Below are 25,859 nucleotides of genomic sequence, written 5' to 3' on the forward strand. Positions count from 1 at the left end.
AATATAGATATAAAAAATGCTCAAGTAACAGAGGCAACTTGATCCGTACCGTGTCAAGTAGACAGTTAAAATATATAAAATGATTGATGAACCAACCTGTTTATGCAGGCTGGTTTTTCTTTGCTTCTATTTCTTCCCAATAATCTTTGTAACGCTTATCCTGTTTGATTTTATATTCTCTGGCTTTACTTGGATTACGTTTTGCTTCTGCTCGTACTTCTCCTGCGGTTTTACCTTCAAACCGTTCTTGTGGATCGTAATTTATGTAATAATCAATAGTCTTATTAAAAGCGTGCACCATTTCTTCGTAACTATTTATTTCTGGATATAAGACCAATCTCATTTCTTTGATTATTCCTTGCCACCCCTCCATAGGACCATTATCAATACAGCGACCAACCCTAGACATTGATTGTGACATGCCATGTTCTTTCAATTCGTTTGTAAATGGAACACGGGTAAACTGAAATCCACGATCACTGTGAAGCATTGCATGACTATCAGGTTCTTTTTTCCAAGCAGCTATTAGGGCCGCATTAACTAATGCAGTATCATTACGCTGGCTTAAAGCATAACCAACCGGATATCTATCATAAAGATCAAAAATAGTGCAAAGATAGATCTTTTTACCTGTGCCAGGGATCTTTTCTTCAGTAATGTCAGTACACCATTTTTCATTAGGCTTAGAAGCATTAAAATTACGATTTAACACATTAGCAGACGTTTCCTCAGGTCCAGATGCTTTGTAGCGATACTTCTTATTAAATCTAGCTTTGCTTGTGTAGATATAGTTAACGCACATTAAGCGTGCAACAGTTCGCCGATAGATTTTAGGTTCGCCTTCTTCAAGTTCATTGTTTAAGGCTAATGTCATCTTAGGTGAACCAAAAAGACTATTATTGCTCTTAGCGATTGCTTTAATACGCTCAAGAATCTTTTGATCTCTTAATTCACGTTTGCTCGGCGTATGCTTCAACCACTTGTAATAAGCCGATCGAGCAATATTAATTTGTTTGCACATCCAATCAATAGGCCAGTTGTATTCTTGATGGCACTGCTTGATTAATTCATAAAGAATTTGTTTTTGACTGTGTCTAAGAGCTATTTGCCTTTGCTTTGGTTGTCCAATAACCACATCCTCTCTAAATCCTTCACTTTTTTTAAGAAAGCTATTTCTCTATCTTTGATTTGGTTTTGCATCTTAAGGCGTTCAACTTCACGCTTAAGCCTTTCTGTTTCAGTTAGGTCCGACTCTTTTAGACGATGGCCTCGTTTGTCTTTAAGTCCTTTTGATCCTTTAGTTTGATACTTCTTGCACCAGTTATATACCTGAGCATAACTACAGTCATACTTAATTGCCGTCTCTTTATAATTCCAATTATGTTTCTTGCAGTATTTAACAATACTTTGTCGTTCTTCTAGGGTTGTCTTTCTTCTACTAGTCATATAAGCCTCCGGGGTAGGATCGTAATCCTGCAATTCTTGATGACTATTATACTTGATAACCCATTGTCTTAGTTGATGAGGACTTCTTAGACCAAACTTATTTGCCAGATTTAAATAGGAACCTTCACCTGCTAAATAAGCAGCTACACACTTAAGCTTAAATTCTTTTGAATACCTTTTATTACGATTATGAGGTTTTAATGCGTCCTCACCATCCACTTGGTATGCTTTTACCCACATACGTATCGTGCTATCTGGAACGTCTAAAGCATTTGCAATAGATGGATAGTTTTCTTCACCGTTTAAATATTGCTTAACTGCTTTAAGCTTCACCTCAAAGCTAAATCTACTTTTTCTAGACATATAAAAAGTCCTACTTTCATAGATAGTACTTTATATATTTGTACTGTCTACTAAAGTAGGACTATATCAACTTCTATCACTTGAGCATTTTTAATTTTATATTTTTTTATTTAAAACATCTTGTTCATTTGGTGTAACTTCAATTGAATTTTGACCAGTATAAATTACAAAACCAGGTTTAGCACCATTAGGTTTCTTAATCTTTTTAACTTGAACATAGTCAACAGGAACATGACTAGAGTTTTTACCCTTTGAGAAATAAGCAGCAATTTCAGCGGCTTCAGCAATATCTTTATCGCTTGGATCCCTGTCTTGTAAGATAACGTGTGAACCAGGCATATTTTTAACGTGGAACCAGTAATCTCGCTTATCGGCTTTCTTTAAAGTTAACCAATCGTTTTGATAATTATTTTTACCAACAAGAATTTTTTTACCATCACTTAATTTAAAGGTATTTAAATTCTTTTCATTAATTTTCTTCTTACGACGACGATTATGATTTTGAGATCTTAAGTAGCCTTGATTAATTAATTCGTCGTTTATAGCATCAATATCTTGTGGATCCGCATTATCAATAGCAGTTTGAATTGAATCAAAATAGTCTAGGTTTTCATTTGCAAGTTTAATTTGTCCATTAACATGCTTAATAGAATTTCTTAACTTTTGATAGCGAGTAAAATATTTTTGCGCATTTCTAGCAGGAGAGAGGGCAGGATTAAGTTTGATACTTAAAGGCTGATTATTTTCGTAATAATTAGGTAAATCAATACTAGTCATACCTGCCTTTACTTCATGTAAATAAGCATTAAGTAATTCGCCCTTAATGCGATATTCTTCTGAATTTTCTGCTTGATCCAATTGTTTACGAAGCTTAGTAATCTTTTTCTTAAGTTTTTTAATTTCATTATTAACAATATTTTCAATTCGTTTAGATTTTTGTTTTACCCATTCTCGATTAGCTTGTTCACGATAAAAATCATCAAGAACTTTGTTAACGTCATCATTTGAGTAAATCAATTTTAAGTCAAGATGATATGGTAAATAGGTGTATACACGATCTTTATGTTTAATAGTTTGTAAAACATAGCCCTTAGGACGTGCAAATTGATTAAAAAATGTCTGCAATGAACTATAAGAAAAATCATCTTCTAAATAGCCAGTAAATTCTTTTTTATCATCCCCATCTAGTCCATTGAATTGTTTTACAAAGTCCATGGCTTCAGGATATTTATTTTTTAGATCATTAAATTGATCAGCAGATAGTTCAAATCCATTAATTCCTGGCAAAAGTGGTGGTAATTCATAAGGTGCATGTGGTAATAACAACCGAGCACGATTCTCATCAGGATTAATTCTTTTCAGTAAATCAATAATCTTATTATCTTCACTATTATACAAGATAACATTGCTATGCCTACCCATTAATTCGACTGATAAAACAAGTTTCATTTCATCGCCAAGTTCATTACGATTGGAAAAATGAAAATTAACGATTCGTTCTACACCAACTTGTTCAATCTTTTTAAGAATTGAACCCTCTAAATACTTTCTTAATACCATTACAAATGTAGGTGCAACATCAGGGTTAGCAATAGAATCATTTGTAAGATAAAAACGAGGTGTTTGAGCATTTGCTGAAATAAGTAAGCGTTGATTTTTACGGTCTTTTCGAAAATTCAGAACTAAATCTTGATCAAAAGGCTGGTATATTTTAGTAAGCTTTCCTCCAACTAGGGTAGGAGAGAGGTCTTGTAAAAGACTACGAATAAATAAGCCATCAAAAGCCATAAGTATCCTCCTTAAAAATAGTACATATATTATACTCTTTAATGTAAAGAATTGTTTCATTCAACAATGTGATTTTTTCACTAATATTGTTAAATCTTCACAAATCTTGTGAAAATTTAAATTATGTCTTAGAATTATTGTTGAATTAGAAAAATTGGGAAAATAAGTATAGGTGGTAAATAACATGAATGTCTTAATATTTAATAGCGTTCGTGAGAATATTAAGCGAGTTATTAATAAAAAGTGTGGGTTAAATCTATCGCAAACTCGTTTATTACTCTTCTTCGATCGTCATAAGAATGAAACTTTAACAATGGGAGAATTAGCACAGGCATTAAGTATATCGCTTTCTACCCTTAGTAGACAAATTAAACAGAAAAAAACTGCAGCTTTGATTACAGTAGAACGATCAAAAAAAGATTCTAGCAAGTCTTTAAATTTAAATAATGATGGATTGGCTAAGGCACAAGAACTGAAAAAAGTTTTAAAACAGATCGAAGAACAAATATTTTCTACGTGGAGCGATGAAGATATTCAGGATTTTGATAATAAATTGCAAGTTATTGTAAATAATCTTTCGGCAGAAGAAGTATAAATCATCGATTATATTTAAAAATCATTCGTTTTTATGATATAATTTCATTTTGATAAGTAGTATTGCAGCATGCAACTTAATGCTGCCATTTTAAATTTTAAGGTAGGTTTTCACACGTGAAGATAGCACTTATTACAGATAGTACTAGTGATATAAGCCCAGAAGAAGCCAAGGCCAACGATATTACTGTAGTACCTATTCCAGTTATTATTGGTGATAAACAGTATATGGATGGGGTAGATATGACTGCAGAGAAACTTTTTGAGTTGGAGCGCGATGGAGCACCTTTTCCTAAGACTTCTCAACCTAGCCCAGGTACTATGCTTGAGTTATGCCAAAAATTAAAAGATGAAGGATATGAAGCTATTATTGCTATTCCATTAACATCTGGAATTTCTGGTTTTTATAATAGTTTAGTTACTTTGGCTCATAATCATCCTGAATTTAATTTATATCCTTATGATCCTGCAATGACAGTTCGTTCTATGGGAAATTTAGTACTTGCAGCTGCTAAAATGATCAAAAATGGATGGGAACCTAAGGAAATCTTAGCCAAATTAGACAAAATTAGAGATACAATTGATGTTCTATTTGTTGTAGATGATTTAAATAATCTAGTTCGCGGTGGTCGCTTGAGTAACGCTAGTGCGTTTATTGGTACCATGCTTCAAATTAAACCTTTGTTAACCTTTAAAAAAGATGATTATCAAATTGTAAGTTTTGATAAGGTTCGTTCAATGAAGCGAGCTGTTAAAAAGGCTGAAAATATAACTATTGAACGGATTAACAATTCACCAATTAAAGATAACTTAGCATTAACAGTTTACAATTCAAACGATTTAGATCAAGCTACTAAAGTTAAAGATGACTTCCAAGCCGCTTTTCCTAATATGACCATTAAGATGTTCAACTTTAGTTCTGTAATTGCCACATATTTAGGAGAAAAATCTCTAGGCATTACTTGGATGGCAGATATAGATAAAATGGACTTTAGTAAAAAATAATCATATCAAAAATAGGAAGGCTAAAGTTGCTTTCCTATTTTTTTATAAAGATATACACTAAAAAATGTTAAAGATGAGAGTGAACTGTAAATAAATGAAAAGTAAATTTTTAAGAATTTTAGGCTTAGTTGCAGCTGTAGGATTGGGATTAGTAATTGTTTTTCAAGTAATTCTAACAATGAATACAAATACAATAAAAAACTCAAGTCCAGCAACTGTTAATTCAGCAACAAGTAATAGTAGTGATAAAGAGATAATTGCTGAAGCATTGAATACAGACTTTAAAAGCTATAGGTTTAAAGTTAAAAACTCACCTGGTATTCAAGCAACTCGAACTTGGACAGGAGAATATCAAAATGATCCCTTAAAAGCTCAAGCTAAAGTTGATAAAACCTCTATGTGGCTTAATGATGACAAAGTATATCAAAAGATGTGGGATAATACTGGTAGTCCTAAATGGAAAGCTTCATCTACTATGACTCCTAATAAGGTTGTGAGTCAGTTTGATCCTGCTATTATTCTAAGCGGTAGTAAGGCTATTAAAAGTGATATGAAGCTTAAAAAATCAGGCTCTATTTACAAAGTAAGTTACAGCGGCAATAGTTTACGCTTTTGGAATAAAACACATAGTAAGTTGATCAAAAAGCTTAAAGGTAATGCTTCAGGTTTAGACAATGAAGGTGCTCTTAAACAATTAAAGGTTGAGTATACCTTAAAAGAGAAAGGTGGACATTTAGTCTTAACCAGCTTTACATTCTATCTTCACTTTGCTTACGCTGGTTACGACATTTCTCAAGAAGGTACATACACTCAAATTAATGCTATAAAGGTAAGTACCCCAAGTGCATTAAAATCTAAGACTTCAAAGAAGAGTCATCGAGTATATCATCCAAAAGCTGATGATAGTTTTGATATTAATATTGACACAGCAAAAGAGAATAGTCAGTCTAGTCAATCATCTAGTTCAAGCTCAAGTAGTCAGCAATCTAGTTCGACGCAGAGCAGTAAATCTGAAGAACATAAAGATGAAAAACAAGAATCTCAGAGTCAGAGTCAAAGTCAAAGTAGTACACCAGCGCAGTCATCAGACAATAAAGAATCTAACCAACAACCACAACATAATGAGTCACATACCAATAACAACCAACACCAAGGACAAGCACAGAATAATCAACAAGCTTCATCTAGTCAGAGTCATTAGTATTTAGTAATAAAAAGGCTTTGAAATTCCAATTTTTGTGGGTTACTACATTTTGGATAATTTCAAAGCTTTTTTAATTTTCTTTTTTTATAGAATTTCGCATTAATTTAAGGAAAAGATTAGCAATATTCGATTTCGTTCAATTAAACTATTTATTTCTATTATTATAGTTAAATTAATCAGATAGGTTATACTTATTAATTTTATTTAGAGCAGCTTTCTGTTTTTTCTGATCGACATGAGTATATAGGTCGGTAGCCGTTGTTCCTTTTTGCCCCAATTGCTGTGCTACTAAAACTTGGTCTTTGGTTACTTCGTATAATTCACTAGCTAGTGTGTGTCGCAGTTTATGCGGAGTAAGAGGTTTTCCAAAAGCAGCTGAATACTTATTGACCATCTTTTCAACGGCATTCGTTGTCATCCGTCTAGTTTTTCCATGCCATCTAGTTAAAAAGAAAGCTACATCCGCTTTTTCAGCGCGGTAACGATCAGCACGTATTTCTTTATATTTTTTCAAATAAGGAATAGTCCAATCAGCAATAGGAACACTATCTTTTTGGCCGCCTTTTCGTATTACGTCAAGCATAGCATCTTTAAGATTGATATTACGTATATTTACGCCAACACATTCAGAAACTCTAATACCTGTTCCTAGAATCAGTGCAATTATTGCCATATCACGTTCATGATTTTTTTTAAAAGAAGGTAATGATTGTTTATTACATTTGTGTTCATACTCATTTTCGATAAAGTCTAAAAACTTAAACTTTAAATCCCCCATATACATATGTGATTCTAGAACATGAGCTCGATAGTTTAGAGTTTTAGTATCATTTAGTGAGTTTATTTTTAACATTACATTACGATCAAAATATGGCTCGCCCTGGTTATTATCAGACGTAATTGTCAAAAACTTATAGAGAGAACGCAACGCATTGATAGATCTATTAATAGTAGTAGGAGAGTTTAGTCTTCCTTGTTGATTTTTCATATGCTTTAGGTGATGAATATAAAGCATAACATCGTTTCGCTGTAAATTTTCTAAAGTGGACACACTTATTTCCTTGTTGGAAGAAACTGTAGAAATCCTACTTTCTCTTAACCAATCAAAAAAACGTCGAAGTTCAGTTAAATATTGATATGTTGTAGTTAACGAATGAGTAGTACCAAGATTATATTCTTTTACAAATTTTGGCATATTTTCTAATTCTTGATTAATAAGAGATAGGTATCTATTAGTTTCCAATTTTTCGGTCTCCTCGAACGTAGGTTTGTATATATTATATCTTATTTGCCAATTCTTTGCTATTATCCCCTAATCTTGGCAAAGTAGGAGAGAGGGGGACGGAGTATGTGTCGTCGGTAGATAAATACTGAAAAATGATTCTTAGTAAGGTTTTATCATTGGTCTATGAAGATTTTAAGATAAATTTCTCAAAAATAAGTTTAAAAGTATTAAATAACTATATAATTAAACAATATATAATAATCATTGATGATTTAATACTTTTTTATGTACTGTGCGAATATAAAAAGTAAAATTAGTTTAGTTTTGGTTATACACAAGACTTTAGCTTGTTTTTATTCTCTTATCAGAGAAGGAGAGCCATAATAAAAGTGTATTTTTTCAATTTGACAATAATTTGCTGTAATAAATTAATTCGCAAATTGCAATAATAGATTGGTAAAAATTTATTCAGGATAGATCATAGCTTACGTAAAATTTCTGATTTTATATAATTATTTATGAAATTTAACTTTTAAAAGTAAAAGACATATAGCTTAAAAAGCTATAATTTCAATAGTATAAGTGTATACCTATCAGTAAAATTATTGTTTTAATGAAAGGTACTATTAATGGAATTACTCTTATTTCTAGTAGTAAAATGTAGATTTTATGGACTTTGTTTGTATTGGTGGTTTATTAATATCAGCATTTACCCTTTATCTAAAATAGGATTATCTGATGTTTACTAAGATATTTTATCATCAATCTAGGTAATTAATTGTTAGCTATTGTGCTTTTTGACTTTAGTTAAGTTAAATGGATTTAATACGTCCAGGAATTATATAAGCTATTTAGATAACTAAATTTAGTGATAATAAACTTATGGAATATTATGTGATATTGTCGTTTAATTATTAACTATTATTAATCAATAAATGATTTGGAAGCTGTAGAATGGCCGTCTCAGCATGTAATTATTGATAGAGAAATTATCATACTCGGTAAAAATAAATTTAAAAAATAATCTATAATAATTAGACTGAACAAAATCAAAATTTTAAATTATGATTTATAAAAATACTTCAGTGTATTAAAAAATAAATATAGATCAAACCGTTTGTAAGAAATAAAATTAATAATATCGGTATTTAAGTTAAACTGATGATGGTTAAGTATCTTGGTAGTTTATTCTCTTCATTTTTGCACATTACTTTACATAATATATATTACACGAAGTATATGCGAAGTCATAACCTCTCAATTCATAATACTTCGCTCATAATAAAAAAAGTTTTGAGAGTTAAACTTTCACTCAAAACTTCATTAAATTTATTTATTTTCTAAAAATTTAAATTTCTTTCGTTTACTTAATGAAAATGTATAAATAATATTAATTACTCCCAAAAGTAAAACTGCAAACCAAATCGTTTTTAAAACAAAAATCTTCTGTAGTAATGCAGATACAATTGCTCCAAAGGCGAAAGCAATTACTAAGAACATATAGTTAACGGCTGCGTTATGCTGAGATTTATCCTCACCAAAGAAATATGCGCTCCAAGCAACTACAGATTTTTTTAAATTACCGGTTGTAAATGCATTATTATAGCCCATACCTTCAATTTTACTAAAGGATGCATTTTGAACAGCTAAGCCAAAAGCAATTACTGGAACCACATAGTAGTTTGGAACACTTTTAGGTACAAATCCTACTCCTAAACAAATAAGTAATATTGGAAATAGACAAAATACTCGCCAATAATTACTTTTTACGTATTTATGGAAAAGACCTACTAATAAAAGACCTAACGTAAATGCAATAAATGTTGTAGCACGGTTTAACATGCCAGCGATATTATGATCAGCCAATGCTGACGCAAAAAAGATAACGTTTCCTGTCTGACCCGCAGATAGAGTATGTCCCCTTTGAATATATGTGTAAGCATCAATAAATCCAGCTGAAAAGGTTAAAGCAGTTGCTAAAATTCTTGATTCGGATGGACAATATTTATCATTAAAAAATAGATTCATAAAATTAAATTCTCCCACGTTAATGAATCTAAATTAATCTTCAATATGAATATCTTTAATAATCACATCTTCCTTTGGCTTATCGGTTGCCTTATCACGCGGAACTTTTGCAATTTCATCAACAACATCCATACCTTTAATTACTTGTCCAAAAACAGTGTGACGGCCATCAAGCCAAGGTGTTCCGCCTTGTTTATATGCTTTAACGACTTCTTTTTGATAGCCTGCTGTATCCATTTCTTTGATCATTCTTTTAGGTACATTCTTATTTTGAACAATAAAAAATTGACTTCCATTAGTATTTGGACCAGAGTTGGCCATTGAAAGTGCTCCACGCATGTTGAATAATTTATTTGAAAATTCATCTTCAAATGGATGACCCCAAATACTTTCACCACCAGTACCATTACCTTTAGGATCTCCACCCTGGATCATGAAGTCACTGATTACACGATGAAAAGTAGTGTCATTATAGTAGCCCTTTTTTGCTAAACGAACGAAATTTTCAACAGTCATTGGAGTTTCTTTTTCAAATAATTGGACTTCAATATCTCCATGATTAGTTTGAATAAGAGCTTTGGGATCTTGTACATTTTCTAAATTTAATTGTGGATATTCCATTTTTATCCTCCTAATTCCATATTACCTTATCTATTTTACCCTTTATTTGTCTATACTTCATTAATCTATCTTTTCTTTTAAGTAATTTCTTATAGCCATAATCATTACTTGACCATATGCTTTTAATTTGGCCTGACCTACTCCTGAAATATTTAAAAATTCTGATTGTGTTTGTGGCTTCTGTAGTGACATCTCCCTTAAAGATTTATCTGAAAAAATATAAAATGCTGGGATTCCTTGCTTTTTAGCAAGAGATAAACGAATCTCTTTCAGGCGCATGAATAAGTCATTTTCTTTTTCAGCGGAATTAGTAATTCTTTTAGGTGTCTTAGTATTCTTAGATGTTTTTTGTATTACTTTCTTTTTATCATCTAGTACGTCCCAGCCTGAATTAGTTACATGTACTACAGGATATTGGCTATCAGTTAGAGTAAGATAATTATGACTGATTAGAAAATTAATAAGATCAATTACTGACTTTTTACTCCTCTTCAAACTATCATAATGCTTCAAATTTTGAGCATGAATTTCATTCATTTTTTGATTCTTCGCCCCAGTAACTACGTCAGCAATCACTGTTTTACCAAAGCGACTATCTAGTTCATAAATGGCTGAAATTATATTCTTACTGTCATTGGTAATATCTTTCTCTATGAATGTTCCTAAACAGTTTGAACATTTACCACACGGATTACAATTTTGACCAAAATAGCTAACAATAAACTGTTGCAAGCATTCTGTTGTATTAACATATCTAGTTATCATAGCTAATTTCTGATATTGAATTTTCTTATATTCATCATCTAAATCAGATTGTTCAATGAACCAGCGATATAGTCGAATATCCTTTGGATGATAAATCAGTATTCCTTCACAAGGTTCTCCATCTCGCCCGGCTCTTCCCGCTTCTTGATAGTATGATTCTAAGTTTGGTGTACTATTAGCATGAATAACAAAACGAACATTACTTTTATCAATTCCCATTCCAAAGGCATTTGTAGCAACGATTATTTGAACTTTATCAAATTGAAAAGCATCTTGTACATCGGCCCTTTCTTTATTTGATAAACCTGCATGATAACTAGCAGTTAAAATTCCATTTTGTGCAAGATAATCTGTTAATTCTTCTACTTTTTTCCTTGTACTAGCATAAATAATCCCAGACTGCTTGGAATGCTTTTTGATATAGTCTAAGAGATATAGCTCTGTATTTACCGGATTATCAACTACTTTAAAACTCAAATTTGGTCTGGCAAAAGAAGTAATAACATAGTTTTCTGGTGGGATGTGTAGTTGTTCAGCAATGTCTTTTTGTACTGAAGGTGTAGCTGTCGCAGTTAAAGCCAAAATATTAGGCTTACTTTTAATGGAGTTAACGCCCTCCATTATTTGACGATAGGCAGGTCTAAAATCGTGTCCCCATTGAGAAATACAGTGTGCTTCATCAACTGCCACTAATGAAATATCTAAAAAGTTCAGTTGGTAGCGAAAATATTCCATAGCTAAACGTTCAGGAGTAACATATAAAAGTTTTATTTTTCCTTCGTAAGCTTGTCTTAAGATAGGATTAACCTCATCTTGAGGTGTAGCCGAATTTAGAGCAGCAGCGCTGATTCCATTTTGCTTTAATGAATCAATTTGATCCTTCATTAACGAAATTAAAGGTGAAATTACTAAAGTTAAACCTGGATTAACTAAAGCTGGGATTTGATAGCACATTGACTTCCCGGCACCAGTTGGCATTACGGCTAGAATGTTTTTTCTGTTAAGAACCTGATTAATAACTTCTTCTTGCCCTGGTCGAAATGAAGTATAACCAAATACATCTTTTAATACTTCTAGTGATGATTTCATTTTTTCCTACTAAATAAAAAAACAAGTATGAAAGATCATACCTGTCTTCTCTAAAAACACAACTAATAGCTATTAAGCTTCAAAAGCGTTAGTTAAAGGCGGAACAACTTGTTTCTTTCTTGAAACAACACCTGGCAATTTAACTTCTGAATCTGATAATTTAGTATTGAATGCTTTTTCAAATTTAGCTTTTGATTCATCACTACCAACTACTAAAGCTTCAGAATCTGAATCAAGAATATTTGTAATCAAAAGCATAAACATGTCATAGCCTTCACTCTTAGAAGCAGTATCCATAGCCTTTAAGAAAGCATCTTTACGTTCTAGAGCTTCTGGTAAATCAACAACGTTAATTTGAGCTACGCGAACATTACTACCATTTAATTCAAAACTCTTAGCATCTAAGTCAATTAAATCTTCTTCTGACTTATCAGCAATGTTAGTACCAGCTTTGAGCATCTTAAGACCGTATTCCTTGTAGTCTACTCCAGCAATGTTAGCCAAAGCTTCTACAGCTTCTTTATCTTGGTCAGTAGTAGTTGGTGACTTTAAAAGCAAAGTATCTGAAATAATAGCAGATAGCATAATTCCAGCAATATCTTGAGGAATTTCAATTTCTTTTTCGTTGTACATTTGCCACATAATTGTGCTAGTACAACCAACTGGAGCAGCACGGTAGTATAAAGGATCAGCAGTATTAAAATTCATAATACGGTGATGATCCACAACGTGAGTAACTTTAACCTTGTCAATATCAGAAACACTTTGTTGTGGTTCGTTGTGGTCAACAAGCATAACTGCATTAACTTCATTAGAAGCAGTTTTAATTACACGAGGTGCTGTAAAACCAAATTTATTCAAAGCATATTTAGTTTCATCATTAGCCTCACCTAAAGCAACTGCTTCAGTATCGTAGCCTAATTTGTTTTGTAAGTATGAATATGCAATTGCAGTTCCGATTGCATCGGTATCTGGATTTTGATGACCGAAAATTAACTCTTTTGCCATTTACATTGAGCTCCTTTAAAAATTATATCTATCTAATATTTTAGATTAAATGTTACACTTAAGCAAATCAATCTCACATTAAAAGCATTGCCTTTTTAACAAAAGCAATGCTTCTTAATTTAGATACTTACTTTAACATTTTTTAAACGACTATCGTAGTCTCTTTCGTCAATAAATTTATCCCATTCTTTCAAGAAATTAGCTAATCGAGGTATTTCACTCTTGTTTTTACGATAAATGAAGCAACTTTCAAAATTGGTTTCATCTTTGATATCTACCGGTGAAAGCGCTATTTCAGCTTGATGAGCCTTGTAGAAGCTCTTTGAAACATAAGTATCATAATCTGTTTGTTCAGCAAATTTTATTAATTGGTAAGGAGAAGTAAACGTTACTGGCGTGCTCAACTTACCATCTACAAACTGACCAGCATAGAAACGATGAACAATTTGTGGTAAATAGTAGTCTTTAGGATATGCTACCCATCTATGATGAGTCATCTTATCGAATTTATCTTCAGGATCATGTGTTAAAAAGACAACCGATTCAGAATAGATTTGTTTAGCCATATATTGTTTCATATTCTTAACTGTCGCATTGTGATCTGGCAGATAAAGAACTGCTAAATCTAGCTGATTATTATCTAGCTTGTCCCAAAGTTCTGTTCTACTATAAAAGCCAACATGTAATGTAATATCTGGATATTTTTGATTAAATTCAATTAAAAACTGATCAATTACTCTAGCTTCAACAGTTGATAATATACCTAAAGAAATAGCGCCAGTATCAGATTTAGTATATTGCTGAATACTATCAACTGCATTATTTACCGTTGAAAATAATGCTTTGGCTGTTTCTTCCATCTTTAGTCCAGCATCAGTTAAGTATAATTTCTTTCCCATTTGACCAAATAAGGGTGAACCAACTGCTCGCTCTAGTTTTTTAATTTGTTGAGTTAAAGCTGGCTGAGTAATTCCTAATATTTGAGCAGCTTGAGTATAGCTCATACTATCAATTAATTGTAGAAAATAACGTAATGATTTTGCGGATAAAACTGCATCAGTATTTGTTTTCATGATTGAATGCCTCTTATATAAATTTGGAATAATATTTAATAAATAGAATTTAAAATGTATATAATTATTCTCTGATAGCCCTGTATAAAAGCTTACTATTCATCCTATACTTCTTATAATAACACCTGTATCTACATAATGAAAATATTTACATAAAACACAAACTATTTTCCTATAATTATTTGTATTATCAAAAAAACTATAAATAGCTTAAAAATACTATTTATAGTTTTGTTATCTAAAACAATTCTTCAGTTTTATCTCTTCCATCTGCTAATGGTCTACCAAGACTTAGTGTTACTGGTGTTCCATCTGTCATTGGGTCTAATACAAATGATCCATTTGAATAGCGATCCCCTAATGGAAATTCAGAAGTATTAATTTCAATATGACGATCACTTGACGTAGTTAGATTGAGAATATGATTTTCACCATAACTACTAATTGCCATAATTCGATGAGGTTTAGATTTAAGTTCACGTAATACTAAAACTCCACGTTTCGCACGTGTGACTTTATTAATTAATTTAAGCTTTAGCTGTTTAAATGCACCACGTTGAGTAATAATCCCAATATTAATTAAATCAACAAATTTAGGATCAGCAAGCACATAATTTACGATATAGTCATCATCTTTTAAATTAACTGATCTAACACCTGCAGCTTTTGAACCAGAAGTAGGAATTTCATTAATATCAAATCTTACTGCATATGCTTGGTTAGTAATTAAAGTGATTTCTTGCTTACTATCAGGTTGAACTTGATCAATACGGACAACTTTACTGTCATTACTCTTAAGCTTAATAGCAGTAATGGCACGAGACTTATATGTTCTCGTAGGCTGTAAATCAGCTAATGTAACTTGTTTAATATATCCATCATTTGTAGCAATCAAGAAGTTCAAACTTGCATTTAAATCATTAACTTCAAATACACGAATAATTTCTTCATCACTATCAAGTCCAATTTCTTGAGAAAGGTGCTGGCCTGTTTCTTTCCATTTTGTTTCGATTAATTCATGCACGGGACGATAAATTAGATTTCCTTTATTAGTAAAAATATAAAGATTATCCAAAGTAGACATTGTTTTTTCAAAAACAACCTTATCACCAGCAGGCAATCCATTATCTTCATCATCAGTTGATTGGAATGAGCGAAGAGATGAGCGCTTCAAATACCCGTCCTTGCTTACTAGTACTCGTACATCTTCATCAGCTACAAGAGCTTTTTTATTAATTTCAATTTTAGCTGCTTTAGCAGTGATTTCTGTTCTTCTTGGTGAACCAAATTCTTTCTTTACCGCATTTAATTCTTTAACTACAACTCTTTCAAGAACCTTGTTATCACTTAATATTTCATTGAACTTTTCGATTTTTTTATTTAAATCTGCTTGTTCCTTTTTAAGTTGGTTAACGTCAGTATTAGTTAAGCGATATAACTGTAAAGAAACTATAGCTTCCGCTTGGTTAGGAGTGAAATCATACTTAGCAATTAAATTCTTTTTAGCATCTTTTTTATCTTTAGAAGATCTAATAGTCTTAATTACTTGGTCTAGGATATCTAATGCATGAATAAGACCTTCAACTATTTCTAGACGTTGTTTAGCCTTTTTTAGATCAAATTCTGTTCTCTTAGTTACAACATCTTTCTTATGTGCTAAGTAAGAAGATAAGATACGCTTTAATCCAACTTGTACGGGGGTCATACGGTCAATAGCCACCATATTGAAATTGTATGAAACCTGTAAGTCGGTGTTTTTAAATAGATAGTTTAAAATGTTTTGACTATCTGCACCCTTTTTAAGTTCAATTACAATTGAAAGACCGTGACGATCAGTTTCATCTCTTACTTCTGAAATACCGTCAATTTCTTTATTTAAACGAATTTCGTCAATTTTCTTAACCATCATTGCTTTGTTTACACCGAAAGGTACTTCAGTTACAACGATTTGCTGACGATGACCTTTAATTTCTTGAATTGTAGTCTTAGATCTAACTTGAATTCTTCCACGACCAGTTTCATAGGCCTCTTTAATACCCTTAGTTCCTAAGACGATACCACCTGTTGGAAAATCAGGTCCCTTAACAAACTTCATTAGCTCATCTGTTGTAGCATCGGGATGCTTTAACAAATAAACTGCTGCATCAATTACTTCAGCCAGATTATGTGGCGGAATTTCAGTAGCATATCCTGCGGAAATACCAGTTGAACCATTAACTAATAAATTAGGAAAATGCGCTGGTAAAACAGTAGGTTCGTATTCAGTATCATCGAAATTCAAGATCATTTGAACTGTTTCTTTATCAATATCTTGAAGTAGCAAATTAGAAATTTTGCTTAATCGAGATTCTGTATAACGCATAGCTGCTGGACCATCCCCATCCATTGATCCATTATTACCATGCATTTCAATTAATGGTTCACGCATCTTCCAATCTTGAGACAAGTGAACTAAAGCACCATAAATAGAACTATCACCATGAGGGTGAAAATTACCCATGACATTTCCGACAGCTTTAGCAGCTTTTTTATATGGTTTATCATATGTATTATTATCTTTATACATCGCATAAAGAATACGACGCTGAACCGGTTTTAAACCGTCTCGAATATCAGGAAGGGCACGTTCTTGAATGATATATTTCGAATATCGTCCAAAACGTTCTCCCATAACTTCTTCAAGAGGTAATTCCCTAATTCTTTCTGTTGTTTTTGCCATTTAAAAATCTAACCTCTTAATCTCTACTTGTTTCTAGAATGGAGCCGTCTTCACCCATACGGAACTTAACATTTTCATCAATCCATTTTCTTCTAGGAGCCACTTTATCTCCCATTAAGGTTGTTACACGCTTTTCAGCAAGTTGAGCATCGTCAATCTTAACTCTAATTAAAGTACGAGTTTCTGGATTCATGGTTGTTTCCCACAATTGATCAGCATTCATTTCACCCAAACCTTTGAAACGCTGCAGAGCAAAACCTTTACCCATGTCTTTAGAGTCTTCGCTCAATTCTTCATCAGTCCAAGCATACTTAATCTTAGCTTTTGCTCCATTACCCTTTTGTAATTTGTATAAAGGAGGTAGAGCAATATATACCCGACCTGCTTCAACCATTGGACGCATATATCTATAAAAGAAAGTTAAAAGTAAAATTTGGATATGGGCACCATCGGTATCTGCGTCTGTCATAATGATAATCTTGTCATAATTGGCATCTTTAATTTGAAAATCTGAACCAACACCAGCGCCAATTGTATGAATCATAGTATTAATTTCTTCATTTTTGAAGATGTCCTGCAACTTAGCTTTTTGCGTATTCAAAACTTTACCACGTAAAGGTAAGATAGCTTGGAATTTTCTATCTCTTCCTTGCTTGGCAGAACCACCGGCTGAGTCCCCTTCGACTAAGAATAATTCGTTTTTCTTTGGATTACGTGACTGAGCAGGAGTTAATTTTCCAGAAAGGATTTCCTTCTTACGTCTCTTCTTTCCAGTTCTACTCTCATCTCTTGCTTTTTTAGCAGCCTCCCGTGCATCCCTAGCTTTTTGTGCTTTTTGAACTAGACTTTGTGCAAATTCTCCGTTTTCCATTAAGTAGTAAGAAAGTTGTTCATAAACAATACTATCTACCACACTTCTAGCTTGAGGAGTTCCTAGCTTACCTTTAGTCTGTCCTTCAAACTCTAGTAATTCTTCAGGAATTTTAACAGATAGAACCGCACTTAGTCCTTCTCGATAGTCGCTACCTTCTAATCCTTTGTCTTTATTCTTAAGAAGTCCTTGCTTTTTAGCATAATCATTAAAAGCCTTGGTAAATCCACTTCTAGCACCAGCCTCATGACTACCACCGTCAGCAGTACGAACATTATTTACAAATGAAACAAAGTTTTCTGAATAGCCATCATTATATTGACCAGAAAATTCTACTTCAATGCCATTTTGTTTTCCAGAAAAGTAGAAAACATCCCCCATTGTATCCTTATCTTCATTTAGGTAGGACACAAAAGACTTAATCCCATCTTCATAAAGAAATTCATCATGATGTTCAGGATCACGTTCGTCAGTTAAAGTAAACTTAACGCCCTTTAGTAAAAATGCTGATTCACGAATTCTTTCTTGAATTGTTTCATAATTATAAGTAGTCGTTGAAAAAATAGTTGCATCAGGTTTAAACGTAATGGTTGTCCCATTCTTATCTTTGGTCTTGCCTAAATGCTTAAGTGTTCCAATTGGATGACCACCATTTTCAAATTCTTCTTCGTATGCTTGACCATCCCTAACAACTCTTACTTTTAAATATGAGGATAAAGCATTTACAACAGAAGAGCCTACGCCGTGTAATCCACCTGAAGTTTGATAATTTTTCTCAGTAAATTTACCACCTGCGTGTAAAACAGTAAGAATAACTTCAATAGTGGGGATTCCTGATGCATGCATTCCTGTTGGCATCCCACGTCCAAAATCTTGAACTGTAACAGAATTGTCTTTATGAATAGTTACATTGATTTCTTTACCATAACCAGCCATTGCTTCGTCAACTGAATTATCGACGATTTCGTAAACCAAGTGATTTAATCCATGACGATCAGTTGAACCAATATACATTCCTGGACGTTTTCTTACTGCTTCTAGTCCATGAAGAATCTGAATCGAAGAATCATCATATGAACTGGTAGTTTTATTTGTTTTAGCCAAATAAATGCCTCCATTTTTAACAGACAATCAAAATCAACCCCACAGCTATTATAATCTTTGTTAAAATAGCTTTAGATTCTAAATGGGGTTGAAAAGTGAATGTCTACGTTGAATTATTTACTAATTTTTATTTTAGCATACTTAATAGGGTCCTTTCCTACAGGTGTGTTAATGGGAAAAATATTTTTTCATGAAGATATAAGAAATTTCGGATCAGGAAACATTGGAACTACTAATTCATTTAGAGTAATGGGACCAGTAGCTGGTAGTGTAGTTTTAATTATTGACGTATTAAAAGGAACACTTGCTACTGACTTGCCATTAATTTTCCATTTAAAGGGTCCAAAATATTTATTATTAGTTGCCGGAGCCTGTGCTATTTTAGGTCATACATTCTCAATCTTCCTAAAGTTTAAGGGAGGAAAAGCGGTAGCTACCAGTGCAGGAGTATTTCTAGGCTATAGTTTAAAATTCTTTGGACTTTGTGCTGTAGTATTTTTACCAATGCTGTTTATTACTTCTTATGTAAGCTTATCTAGCTTAATCTCAATAGTAATAATTTTTATCTGTTCTTTTTGGTTTCATGATATTTTCCTCACGACCATTACTGGGATTATGATGATTTTACTTTTTGTAAGACACCGTTCTAACATTAAGCGTTTGATTAACCATCAAGAAAACATTGTTCCTTTTGGACTATGGTATTGGTACAAGAAGTCTCATGGCTTACTAAAAAAGAATGCTAAAAATAAATAATCAGAACAAAAGACTGTTAAGGTTAATCCTTGAACAGTCTTTTTTCATAATCATTATACTTTATTCAAACAAATGTTCGCAAGGTAAAATTATAGCAAATTATTAATATGGATAATTATCTAAACGATCTTTATCGGTTATTTTTCTTACTACTCTTCCAGGAACACCTAGAACTAAAGAATTATCTGGAATATCTTTAGTAACTACACTGCCAGCTCCAATAACGCAGTTGTTTCCAATCGTTACTCCTGGACAAACAGTTACATTACTAGCTAACCAGCAATTATCGCCAATTGTAATTGGTGCGCCATATTCGATATCTGCTATCTTACCATCTGCTTGCAGACGAGCATTTCTTTGCTCAGACAATAAGGGATGCAAAGGCGTAACCAGTGACGTATTAGGTCCACACATTACATTATCTCCAATAGTAACTGGACAAGTATCTAAAATAGTAAGATTAAAATTAGCATAAAAATTTTTACCTAATTTTGTAAATTTACCGTAGTCTACTTCAATTGGTCCTTGAAGGTAAACTCCTTCTCCATGGTCTGGAAATAAATTATCAATAATTGCTTTTCTTACTTCTCTATCTTCATCTGCTGTTTGATTATAATCACGACATAAACGATGCGCTTTTGTTGAGATTTCTCTTAATTCTTCTGTGTCTGGACGATAAGGTAATCCTGCTAGCATATTTTTAGTATTTTCTTCCATTTTTACACCTTACTTTCTTATGCTTTTTAATATCTTTAAAATATCATATTTGGTATTGGAATTATAGTGAATAAAAAATAGATAGAAACATAAATAATGCTTCTATCTATTTCTATTAGATTAATATTACTGGCTATTCTGAATCACGTAATTGCTTTAGACTTTCGCCGAAAATATCATCAATTACTGCTGGGTCACGGTGGTCAAAGAATTGACTTACGCCCTTATCTAATCCTTTAATCTTATCCATTTCATCCTTAGTTAATTCAAAGTCAAAAATATCAAGATTTTCTTTTTGACGTTTTTCATGAACAGATTTTGGAATAACAACAATATCTTGTTGGGTAAGCCAACGCAAAATAACTTGAGCAGTAGTCTTGTGGTGAGCTTCAGCAATTTCTTTCAATGTCTTGTTATTGAAAATATCATGTTTTCCTTCTGCAAATTGAGCCCAAGCTTCTACAGCTACATCTCTTCCTTGGAAGAATTTAACATCGTTAGTTTGTTGGAACCATGGATTAATTTCAATTTGATTAATTGCTGGCTTATCTTCATGAGCAAGCTCTAAGTTCATGTATTGATCAGGATAAAAGTTCGATAAACCAATTGAACGAACTTTACCAGCGCGCTTAGCAGCAGCTAAAGCGTTCCAAGCACCGAATGTATCGCCATATGGTTGGTGGAGTAATACTAAGTCTAAATAATCCGTTCCTAATTCTTTTAAGTCATGATCAATTGCTTTAGTAGCTTTTTCAAATGACATGTTTGAAACCCAAATTTTTGTAGTTAAGAAGATATCATCTCTATTAACTGCACTTTCTGCAATTGCTTCACCTACAGCAATTTGATTTTCATATACTTCTGCAGTATCAATCATCCGATAACCATTAGCTAACGCCATCTCAACTGTTTGTCTTGCTTTTTCATGATCTGGTATTTGGAAGACGCCTAAACCAAGTAAAGGCATTTTATTGCCATCATTTAATGTAATTGTTGGAACTTCTGTCATTTTAAGTCCTCCCTTTTCTACTCATTCTCCTTCATTCTAAGTCTAAAAATGCAATAAATAAACTAATAGAGCTTATTTTTCATTATCTTTGATTTGGTCAGTGAAATAATGGTTAAGTTACCCATAAAACTTGTTAAATAAGTCTTCTAGTGAAATTTTCCCAACAGTAAATGAAACGTTATTTTCAAGTAGTATATGAATTATTGAGTCAAATTTATCTTGACTTAATTCATCAATTAGTAAAAGAATCGTTTGATTGGGTAGAATTTGATAATTACTTTCTTCGAGAATATCATTAATCAAACTTGAATCATGAAATTCTAGATATTTTTTTGTTTCAGCTTTATTGTTTAGATTTTCAATTATTTTACCATTCTTTAAAAATAAAACTTGATCTGCATATTGCTGTAAATTTTGCAACAAATGTGAGGCCATAATTATTAACTTACCTTGTGCCCGTAAATTTAACAATACATGCGAAATTAACTGGACGTTTTGGGGATCTAATCCATTCATTACTTCATCTAAAAGCATGACTGACGTATTGGTAGCTACCACCATTGCAAAACATAAACGTTGTTTCATCCCTAGTGAATAGGTTTCTACTTTACGATCAATATAAGTTTCCATTTTTAAGGTTGAAATAATATCTTTCACTTTTTGCGGATCATTATGCCATAAGTTAGCATAAAGTTTTAAATGATCTCTCCCAGTCATAAAAGAAAAAAGTTCACTTTGGTCGGGAAAAGCACAAATTTCTTGATGCAATTTAACTGTTGTCTTTTCGTTATTATACTGTAATTCATTATATTCTACGTATCCCTTTTGAGGTTTCAGATTGTTCAATATAACATTGATCAAAGTCGATTTTCCTGTACCATTTGGTGCAACTAAGCCATAAATTGTTCCATTTTGAAAATTATAATTAAAATCATCTAAGACAATATGATTACCAAAAGATAAGGTAATATCTTTTAATTTAAGCATTTAATTTCATCCCTTTACTAATGAAACTCTATTTGAGTGACTAATAATTATCATACAAATTTCAACTATTAAAATAGCAAAAATAAGAGGATAAAGTCCTGCTACAAATCCCCATCCTGGAGAATCCATTAAATATGCTAAATTTCCAGTTAAACTTTCTCCAATAGAGAAATATGTCATTGGTAAATTTTGTAAAAATGGATATACATATCCCATTCCTAAAGAAAAATAGAAAATTTTTCCACTAACTGCAAACATAGTTGCTAATATTTCAGCAATATATTCATTTCTAAAAATTACAGAAAATAAAATCGTAAGCCTAATAAACAAAAAAACAATTAAAATGGCAAAAATCTCAAACTGCCCAAAATATTCTCCTAAAGTTGGATATTTAAAAGGCTGTAAAAAATACAATCTTCCCATATAAAAAGTCGTTCTCAAATTAAATGAGCCAAAGCCGTATTTTGGAGCTGTACATAAAGTAATTATCACTAAAGCTAGTAAAAAATTTATCCCTACGCCTATTTCAACTACCAGTGTTTTAATCCAAAGGATAGAACTTTTACTTAAGGGAATATTTTTTAAGACCGATTTATTCTTACGATCGTTAGGCACAATATCCGCTGCAAAAAATATCACAATAATAATTAATATTAGAGCTGTCCAACCTGATATAGAGTTTTGCAATATTTGTAAAGTAGTTCTTTCCTCGATAGTATTCCTAGTAAGTGGCTGTTTACTTTTTACTAGAGCGTCATATAGATGGGCTGTTCTTTGATAACCAAAGTGCCCATCCTCCCTATAATTATTATTTTGATAATACTGAACGGGATATAGAAATTGTTCATTCTCATCTACAAAAATCAAATGATCAATATCTTTATACCACCTGCTTGAGTAAATAGCATATTCTCTCCAATTATTTGTCTTAATTCCATGAAGACGATGTTTATCAAATTTTAGAATAGCAGGATAAGTTTTTAGAGCATTAACATATCCTTCATTCGGCACCTCATGTGCATTTTTTGATTTCTGCATTTCATTTATTTTTGTTACTGCTTTTTTCAAGAATAAATTATATCGTTGATATTCTCCCTTAATTGCATAAGGATCGACCTTTTCAATTATTTGCCGATTAGGTACGCTAACTAAGCCAAAATATAAGGAAAGAATAAAAGTTAAAACGAATAGACCAATATTTTTAGGATTAGTGAAAAAGCATTTTAGTTGAAAAATAAAATATTGTTTCTTCATTTTCATCCCTTCCTTTCTCCTAGATACTTAAATGCATAAATCAAAATCAATGACCAGATCAAAAGTACTAAGTAGCCAGTAAGAAAATTAATATTGGTTAAGTGCAAATTATTTGCAAGGTCTCCATTAAATAGATTAGTTAAATCTAAATATGGTGACGGTAAAAATATAAGCCACTTCAAAATATCTTTTGGTAAAAATAATAAAGCATAAATACTGCCTTCGATGAAGATAGTTAAATAAATGTTCTTAGTTATCTGATTTAAAAACATACTTAAACTTGTAACAAAAATAACTAATCCGGAAAGATATGCTAAAAAGACAAGGCAATAACTCCACAAAGGAATAGTAAGTGCATGAGTAAAATAAAAATTAACTGGATAGTTTAAAGTAACAAAATTATGTTTTATACCAGCAAATATATAAGCTCCAATTATAGAGAGTAATACTGATGAGAAAACTAAGATAAAATTAATGCCAATCTTTCCAATTATCTCGTCTTTAAAGAAATAAGGAATATTTTTTAAGACTGATTGATGCTTCAAGTTAATAATCCAACTATCAGACGAGATGAAAGAAATATAAAAGAAGATAATAGTACCTAAAAATGATAAAACATAAATTAAATATGTTGCTGAACTTTCATTATTCATTACAATCGGAATCTTATGCTTAATTAAATAATTAATCCGATTCAATTCTTTACTAATAAAAAATTGCGATGGTACATTTAATGTATTAGCTCCAGCATAGTGGTTCGTATAGCCTGCTTGCATAGTAGTTAGCAAATTGCGATAGCTGTTTAAATATTGCACAGGATCGGTAAATACTTGACTATTTTGTAAACTAGCTAATTCTTGAGCTTGTTTATTTAAATTGTCATAGGTATTCTTATAAGTAGATTTTTTTAGCATTTCACTATCAAAATAATTAGAATTAGCCTGCAAGGATTCGCTATAAGTTTCCCAGCTTTTAGTTCCATCTCCTATTTTTTGATTTTCGACTATAAATAAAGAAAAGGTGGAAAATAGGACAAGAATAACAATAAGAAGTTGGTTTTTCTTTGATTTTAAGACAATTAATAAGTTGGATTTAAGATATGTTAGATTCATTGGTGCAACTTCCTTAAAATTTGTTTTAGTATAATATTAGCACTAAATAATAAAAATATTAAGAAATAAAATTAACATTTCATATTCCTTTTTATCTTTTCGTATTATTTTTAGTTAAATCAGACCAATCAGACAATTATTGATCAACAAAAAAGCCCGTGTAAAACATGGGCTTTTATTTACTGATAAATCTCTCAATAAGCTTTCAGTTATCCTACTCAAAGGATAATTCTAGTCTATTAAAAATAGATGAATTAATATATCGCTAATATCGTAAATACTATAAACAAAGATTTTTAATTATTATTATCATTTGAACCAAAAATAGTTAAAAATTGCAAAAATAGGTTAACAAAGTCTAGATATAACTGAAGTGCTCCCACAATAGCTAATCCATTAGTAGGAAGCTCACCACCAAATTGTAAATAGATATTCTTCATTCTTTGTGCATCCCAAGCAGTTAAAACAGTGAAGATAATAACTGCAATGAATGAAAAGATGTAATTAGCTGCTGAACTCTTTAAAAACAAGTTGATTAACATAGCAACAATTAAACCAATTAATGCTGCTGACGCATAGGAGCCCCACCTACTCAAATCTTTTTTAGTAACCGTACCTAAAATGGCCATTACAACGAAGACGGTTGCAGATGCAACAAAAGCAGAAGCAATATCTTGTCCGGTATATGTGCCTGCAATAAAAGCAAAAGTTACTCCATAAATAATCGCTGTAATCATCAATAAAATAAAACTTGCTACTGGATTTCTCGTAGCTTGAAAGTTAATTGCAAATGTTAGAACAATCGGAATTAATAATAAAAGCCACATCGTCCATGGATGATGAATCATTAAAGAAACCATTTGTCTAGCAAATACAGTCATCGTTAAGTAAGCACTCAGAACAGATACAAAAACTGCAAGAGCCATATAACCGTAAATTTTACTTAAAAAGCTATTTAATCCAGATTCGTCAACTAAGTGGCGACGTTCTGGTTCTTGGTCAAAATTATACATAACCATTCCTCCAATTGTCCTATTATTCTTTTATCTTTAATGTAGCACTTAGTGTATTCAAATAAAAATATGAGCTATTATTTTATGAATAATAAAAAGTAATCATCA

21 protein-coding genes are annotated in these 25,859 nt (G+C 31.8%); 4 read left to right on the forward strand and 17 right to left on the reverse strand.

Annotated features, from left to right (window positions below):
- Positions 1–100: 100 nt before the first annotated feature.
- From H1A07_RS04595 to H1A07_RS04605, 3 genes are all read right to left on the reverse strand, one after another.
- A complete protein-coding gene (locus H1A07_RS04595) occupies positions 101–1,135 on the reverse strand; it encodes an IS3 family transposase (RefSeq protein ID WP_210144421.1) in 1,035 nt (344 codons plus the stop codon).
- A complete protein-coding gene (locus tag H1A07_RS04600; protein ID WP_057718875.1) occupies positions 1,102–1,809 on the reverse strand; it encodes a helix-turn-helix domain-containing protein in 708 nt (235 codons plus the stop codon). The genes H1A07_RS04595 and H1A07_RS04600 overlap by 34 nt, the downstream gene beginning before the upstream one ends.
- A gap of 96 nt (positions 1,810–1,905) precedes the next feature.
- Positions 1,906–3,597, reverse strand: coding sequence for an Rqc2 family fibronectin-binding protein (locus tag H1A07_RS04605; RefSeq protein WP_210144423.1), 1,692 nt, complete (start codon positions 3,595–3,597; stop codon positions 1,906–1,908).
- Between the two features lie 184 nt (positions 3,598–3,781).
- On the opposite strand from H1A07_RS04605, the gene H1A07_RS04610 reads away from it, so the two are divergent.
- The 3 genes from H1A07_RS04610 (at position 3,782) to H1A07_RS04620 (ending at position 6,397) form a co-directional block, all read left to right on the forward strand.
- On the forward strand, positions 3,782–4,192 hold the full coding sequence (locus H1A07_RS04610) for a MarR family winged helix-turn-helix transcriptional regulator (protein ID WP_057719208.1): 411 nt from the start codon (positions 3,782–3,784) through the stop codon (positions 4,190–4,192).
- A 116-nt stretch (positions 4,193–4,308) separates the two neighbouring features.
- Positions 4,309–5,196, forward strand: a complete 888-nt coding sequence (locus H1A07_RS04615; RefSeq protein WP_094502815.1) for a DegV family protein — start codon at positions 4,309–4,311, stop codon at positions 5,194–5,196.
- 94 nt (positions 5,197–5,290) lie between these two features.
- Positions 5,291–6,397, forward strand: coding sequence for a hypothetical protein (locus H1A07_RS04620; RefSeq protein WP_210144425.1), 1,107 nt, complete (start codon positions 5,291–5,293; stop codon positions 6,395–6,397).
- A 175-nt stretch (positions 6,398–6,572) separates the two neighbouring features.
- On the opposite strand, the gene xerS is transcribed toward H1A07_RS04620, so the two are convergent.
- The 8 genes from xerS to parE form a co-directional block, all read right to left on the reverse strand.
- Positions 6,573–7,643: a tyrosine recombinase XerS gene (gene xerS, locus H1A07_RS04625; protein ID WP_210144427.1), complete on the reverse strand. Its 1,071-nt coding sequence runs from the start codon at positions 7,641–7,643 to the stop codon at positions 6,573–6,575.
- Between the two features lie 1,311 nt (positions 7,644–8,954).
- Positions 8,955–9,653, reverse strand: coding sequence for a YoaK family protein (locus tag H1A07_RS04630; protein ID WP_210144429.1), 699 nt, complete (start codon positions 9,651–9,653; stop codon positions 8,955–8,957).
- Positions 9,654–9,686: 33 nt separating this feature from the next.
- On the reverse strand, positions 9,687–10,274 hold the full coding sequence (locus H1A07_RS04635) for a peptidylprolyl isomerase (protein ID WP_210144431.1): 588 nt from the start codon (positions 10,272–10,274) through the stop codon (positions 9,687–9,689).
- A gap of 60 nt (positions 10,275–10,334) precedes the next feature.
- Positions 10,335–12,128, reverse strand: a complete 1,794-nt coding sequence (gene recQ / locus H1A07_RS04640; protein ID WP_210144433.1) for a DNA helicase RecQ — start codon at positions 12,126–12,128, stop codon at positions 10,335–10,337.
- 72 nt (positions 12,129–12,200) lie between these two features.
- Positions 12,201–13,136, reverse strand: coding sequence for a manganese-dependent inorganic pyrophosphatase (locus tag H1A07_RS04645; RefSeq protein ID WP_057719215.1), 936 nt, complete (start codon positions 13,134–13,136; stop codon positions 12,201–12,203).
- Between the two features lie 119 nt (positions 13,137–13,255).
- Positions 13,256–14,209, reverse strand: coding sequence for a LysR family transcriptional regulator (locus H1A07_RS04650; protein WP_210144435.1), 954 nt, complete (start codon positions 14,207–14,209; stop codon positions 13,256–13,258).
- Between the two features lie 238 nt (positions 14,210–14,447).
- The gene (gene parC / locus H1A07_RS04655; protein WP_210144437.1) at positions 14,448–16,928 is read right to left on the reverse strand and encodes a DNA topoisomerase IV subunit A; all 2,481 of its coding nucleotides are present in this window, start codon (positions 16,926–16,928) and stop codon (positions 14,448–14,450) included.
- Positions 16,929–16,944: 16 nt separating this feature from the next.
- Positions 16,945–18,903, reverse strand: a complete 1,959-nt coding sequence (gene parE, locus H1A07_RS04660) for a DNA topoisomerase IV subunit B (RefSeq protein WP_210144439.1) — start codon at positions 18,901–18,903, stop codon at positions 16,945–16,947.
- A gap of 99 nt (positions 18,904–19,002) precedes the next feature.
- On the opposite strand from parE, the gene plsY reads away from it, so the two are divergent.
- A complete protein-coding gene (gene plsY / locus H1A07_RS04665) occupies positions 19,003–19,659 on the forward strand; it encodes a glycerol-3-phosphate 1-O-acyltransferase PlsY (protein ID WP_094498341.1) in 657 nt (218 codons plus the stop codon).
- Between the two features lie 102 nt (positions 19,660–19,761).
- On the opposite strand, the gene H1A07_RS04670 is transcribed toward plsY, so the two are convergent.
- From H1A07_RS04670 to H1A07_RS04695, 6 genes are all read right to left on the reverse strand, one after another.
- Entirely contained in the window at positions 19,762–20,376 is a 615-nt protein-coding gene (locus tag H1A07_RS04670; RefSeq protein ID WP_210144441.1) for a sugar O-acetyltransferase, read from the reverse strand.
- A gap of 133 nt (positions 20,377–20,509) precedes the next feature.
- On the reverse strand, positions 20,510–21,385 hold the full coding sequence (locus tag H1A07_RS04675) for an aldo/keto reductase (protein WP_061400597.1): 876 nt from the start codon (positions 21,383–21,385) through the stop codon (positions 20,510–20,512).
- Positions 21,386–21,502: 117 nt separating this feature from the next.
- Entirely contained in the window at positions 21,503–22,372 is an 870-nt protein-coding gene (locus H1A07_RS04680; protein ID WP_210144443.1) for an ABC transporter ATP-binding protein, read from the reverse strand.
- Between the two features lie 6 nt (positions 22,373–22,378).
- Entirely contained in the window at positions 22,379–23,632 is a 1,254-nt protein-coding gene (locus H1A07_RS04685) for a tellurium resistance protein TerC (RefSeq protein ID WP_210144445.1), read from the reverse strand.
- On the reverse strand, positions 23,629–24,738 hold the full coding sequence (locus H1A07_RS04690; protein ID WP_210144447.1) for an ABC transporter permease: 1,110 nt from the start codon (positions 24,736–24,738) through the stop codon (positions 23,629–23,631). Before H1A07_RS04690 ends, H1A07_RS04685 begins: the two co-directional genes overlap by 4 nt.
- A gap of 296 nt (positions 24,739–25,034) precedes the next feature.
- Positions 25,035–25,751: a Bax inhibitor-1/YccA family protein gene (locus H1A07_RS04695; protein WP_210144449.1), complete on the reverse strand. Its 717-nt coding sequence runs from the start codon at positions 25,749–25,751 to the stop codon at positions 25,035–25,037.
- Positions 25,752–25,859 lie beyond the last annotated feature (108 nt).

The sequence above is a fragment of the Lactobacillus taiwanensis genome (assembly GCF_017894345.1).
Lineage (GTDB): Bacteria > Bacillota > Bacilli > Lactobacillales > Lactobacillaceae > Lactobacillus > Lactobacillus taiwanensis.

Bases quoted from the DNA above. Each gene is read 5' to 3' on its own strand.
- H1A07_RS04600 (WP_057718875.1), bottom strand. From the start codon at position 1,809: ATGTCTAGAAAAAGTAGATTTAGCTTTGAGGTGAAGCTTAAAGCAGTT.
- H1A07_RS04605 (WP_210144423.1), bottom strand. From the start codon at position 3,597: ATGGCTTTTGATGGCTTATTTATTCGTAGTCTTTTACAAGACCTCTCT.
- H1A07_RS04610 (WP_057719208.1), top strand. From the start codon at position 3,782: ATGAATGTCTTAATATTTAATAGCGTTCGTGAGAATATTAAGCGAGTT.
- H1A07_RS04620 (WP_210144425.1), top strand. From the start codon at position 5,291: ATGAAAAGTAAATTTTTAAGAATTTTAGGCTTAGTTGCAGCTGTAGGA.
- H1A07_RS04630 (WP_210144429.1), bottom strand. From the start codon at position 9,653: ATGAATCTATTTTTTAATGATAAATATTGTCCATCCGAATCAAGAATT.
- H1A07_RS04635 (WP_210144431.1), bottom strand. From the start codon at position 10,274: ATGGAATATCCACAATTAAATTTAGAAAATGTACAAGATCCCAAAGCT.
- recQ (WP_210144433.1), bottom strand. From the start codon at position 12,128: ATGAAATCATCACTAGAAGTATTAAAAGATGTATTTGGTTATACTTCA.
- H1A07_RS04645 (WP_057719215.1), bottom strand. From the start codon at position 13,136: ATGGCAAAAGAGTTAATTTTCGGTCATCAAAATCCAGATACCGATGCA.
- H1A07_RS04650 (WP_210144435.1), bottom strand. From the start codon at position 14,209: ATGAAAACAAATACTGATGCAGTTTTATCCGCAAAATCATTACGTTAT.
- parC (WP_210144437.1), bottom strand. From the start codon at position 16,928: ATGGCAAAAACAACAGAAAGAATTAGGGAATTACCTCTTGAAGAAGTT.
- plsY (WP_094498341.1), top strand. From the start codon at position 19,003: ATGTCTACGTTGAATTATTTACTAATTTTTATTTTAGCATACTTAATA.
- H1A07_RS04670 (WP_210144441.1), bottom strand. From the start codon at position 20,376: ATGGAAGAAAATACTAAAAATATGCTAGCAGGATTACCTTATCGTCCA.
- H1A07_RS04675 (WP_061400597.1), bottom strand. From the start codon at position 21,385: ATGACAGAAGTTCCAACAATTACATTAAATGATGGCAATAAAATGCCT.
- H1A07_RS04680 (WP_210144443.1), bottom strand. From the start codon at position 22,372: ATGCTTAAATTAAAAGATATTACCTTATCTTTTGGTAATCATATTGTC.
- H1A07_RS04685 (WP_210144445.1), bottom strand. From the start codon at position 23,632: ATGAAAATGAAGAAACAATATTTTATTTTTCAACTAAAATGCTTTTTC.
- H1A07_RS04690 (WP_210144447.1), bottom strand. From the start codon at position 24,738: ATGAATCTAACATATCTTAAATCCAACTTATTAATTGTCTTAAAATCA.
- H1A07_RS04695 (WP_210144449.1), bottom strand. From the start codon at position 25,751: ATGTATAATTTTGACCAAGAACCAGAACGTCGCCACTTAGTTGACGAA.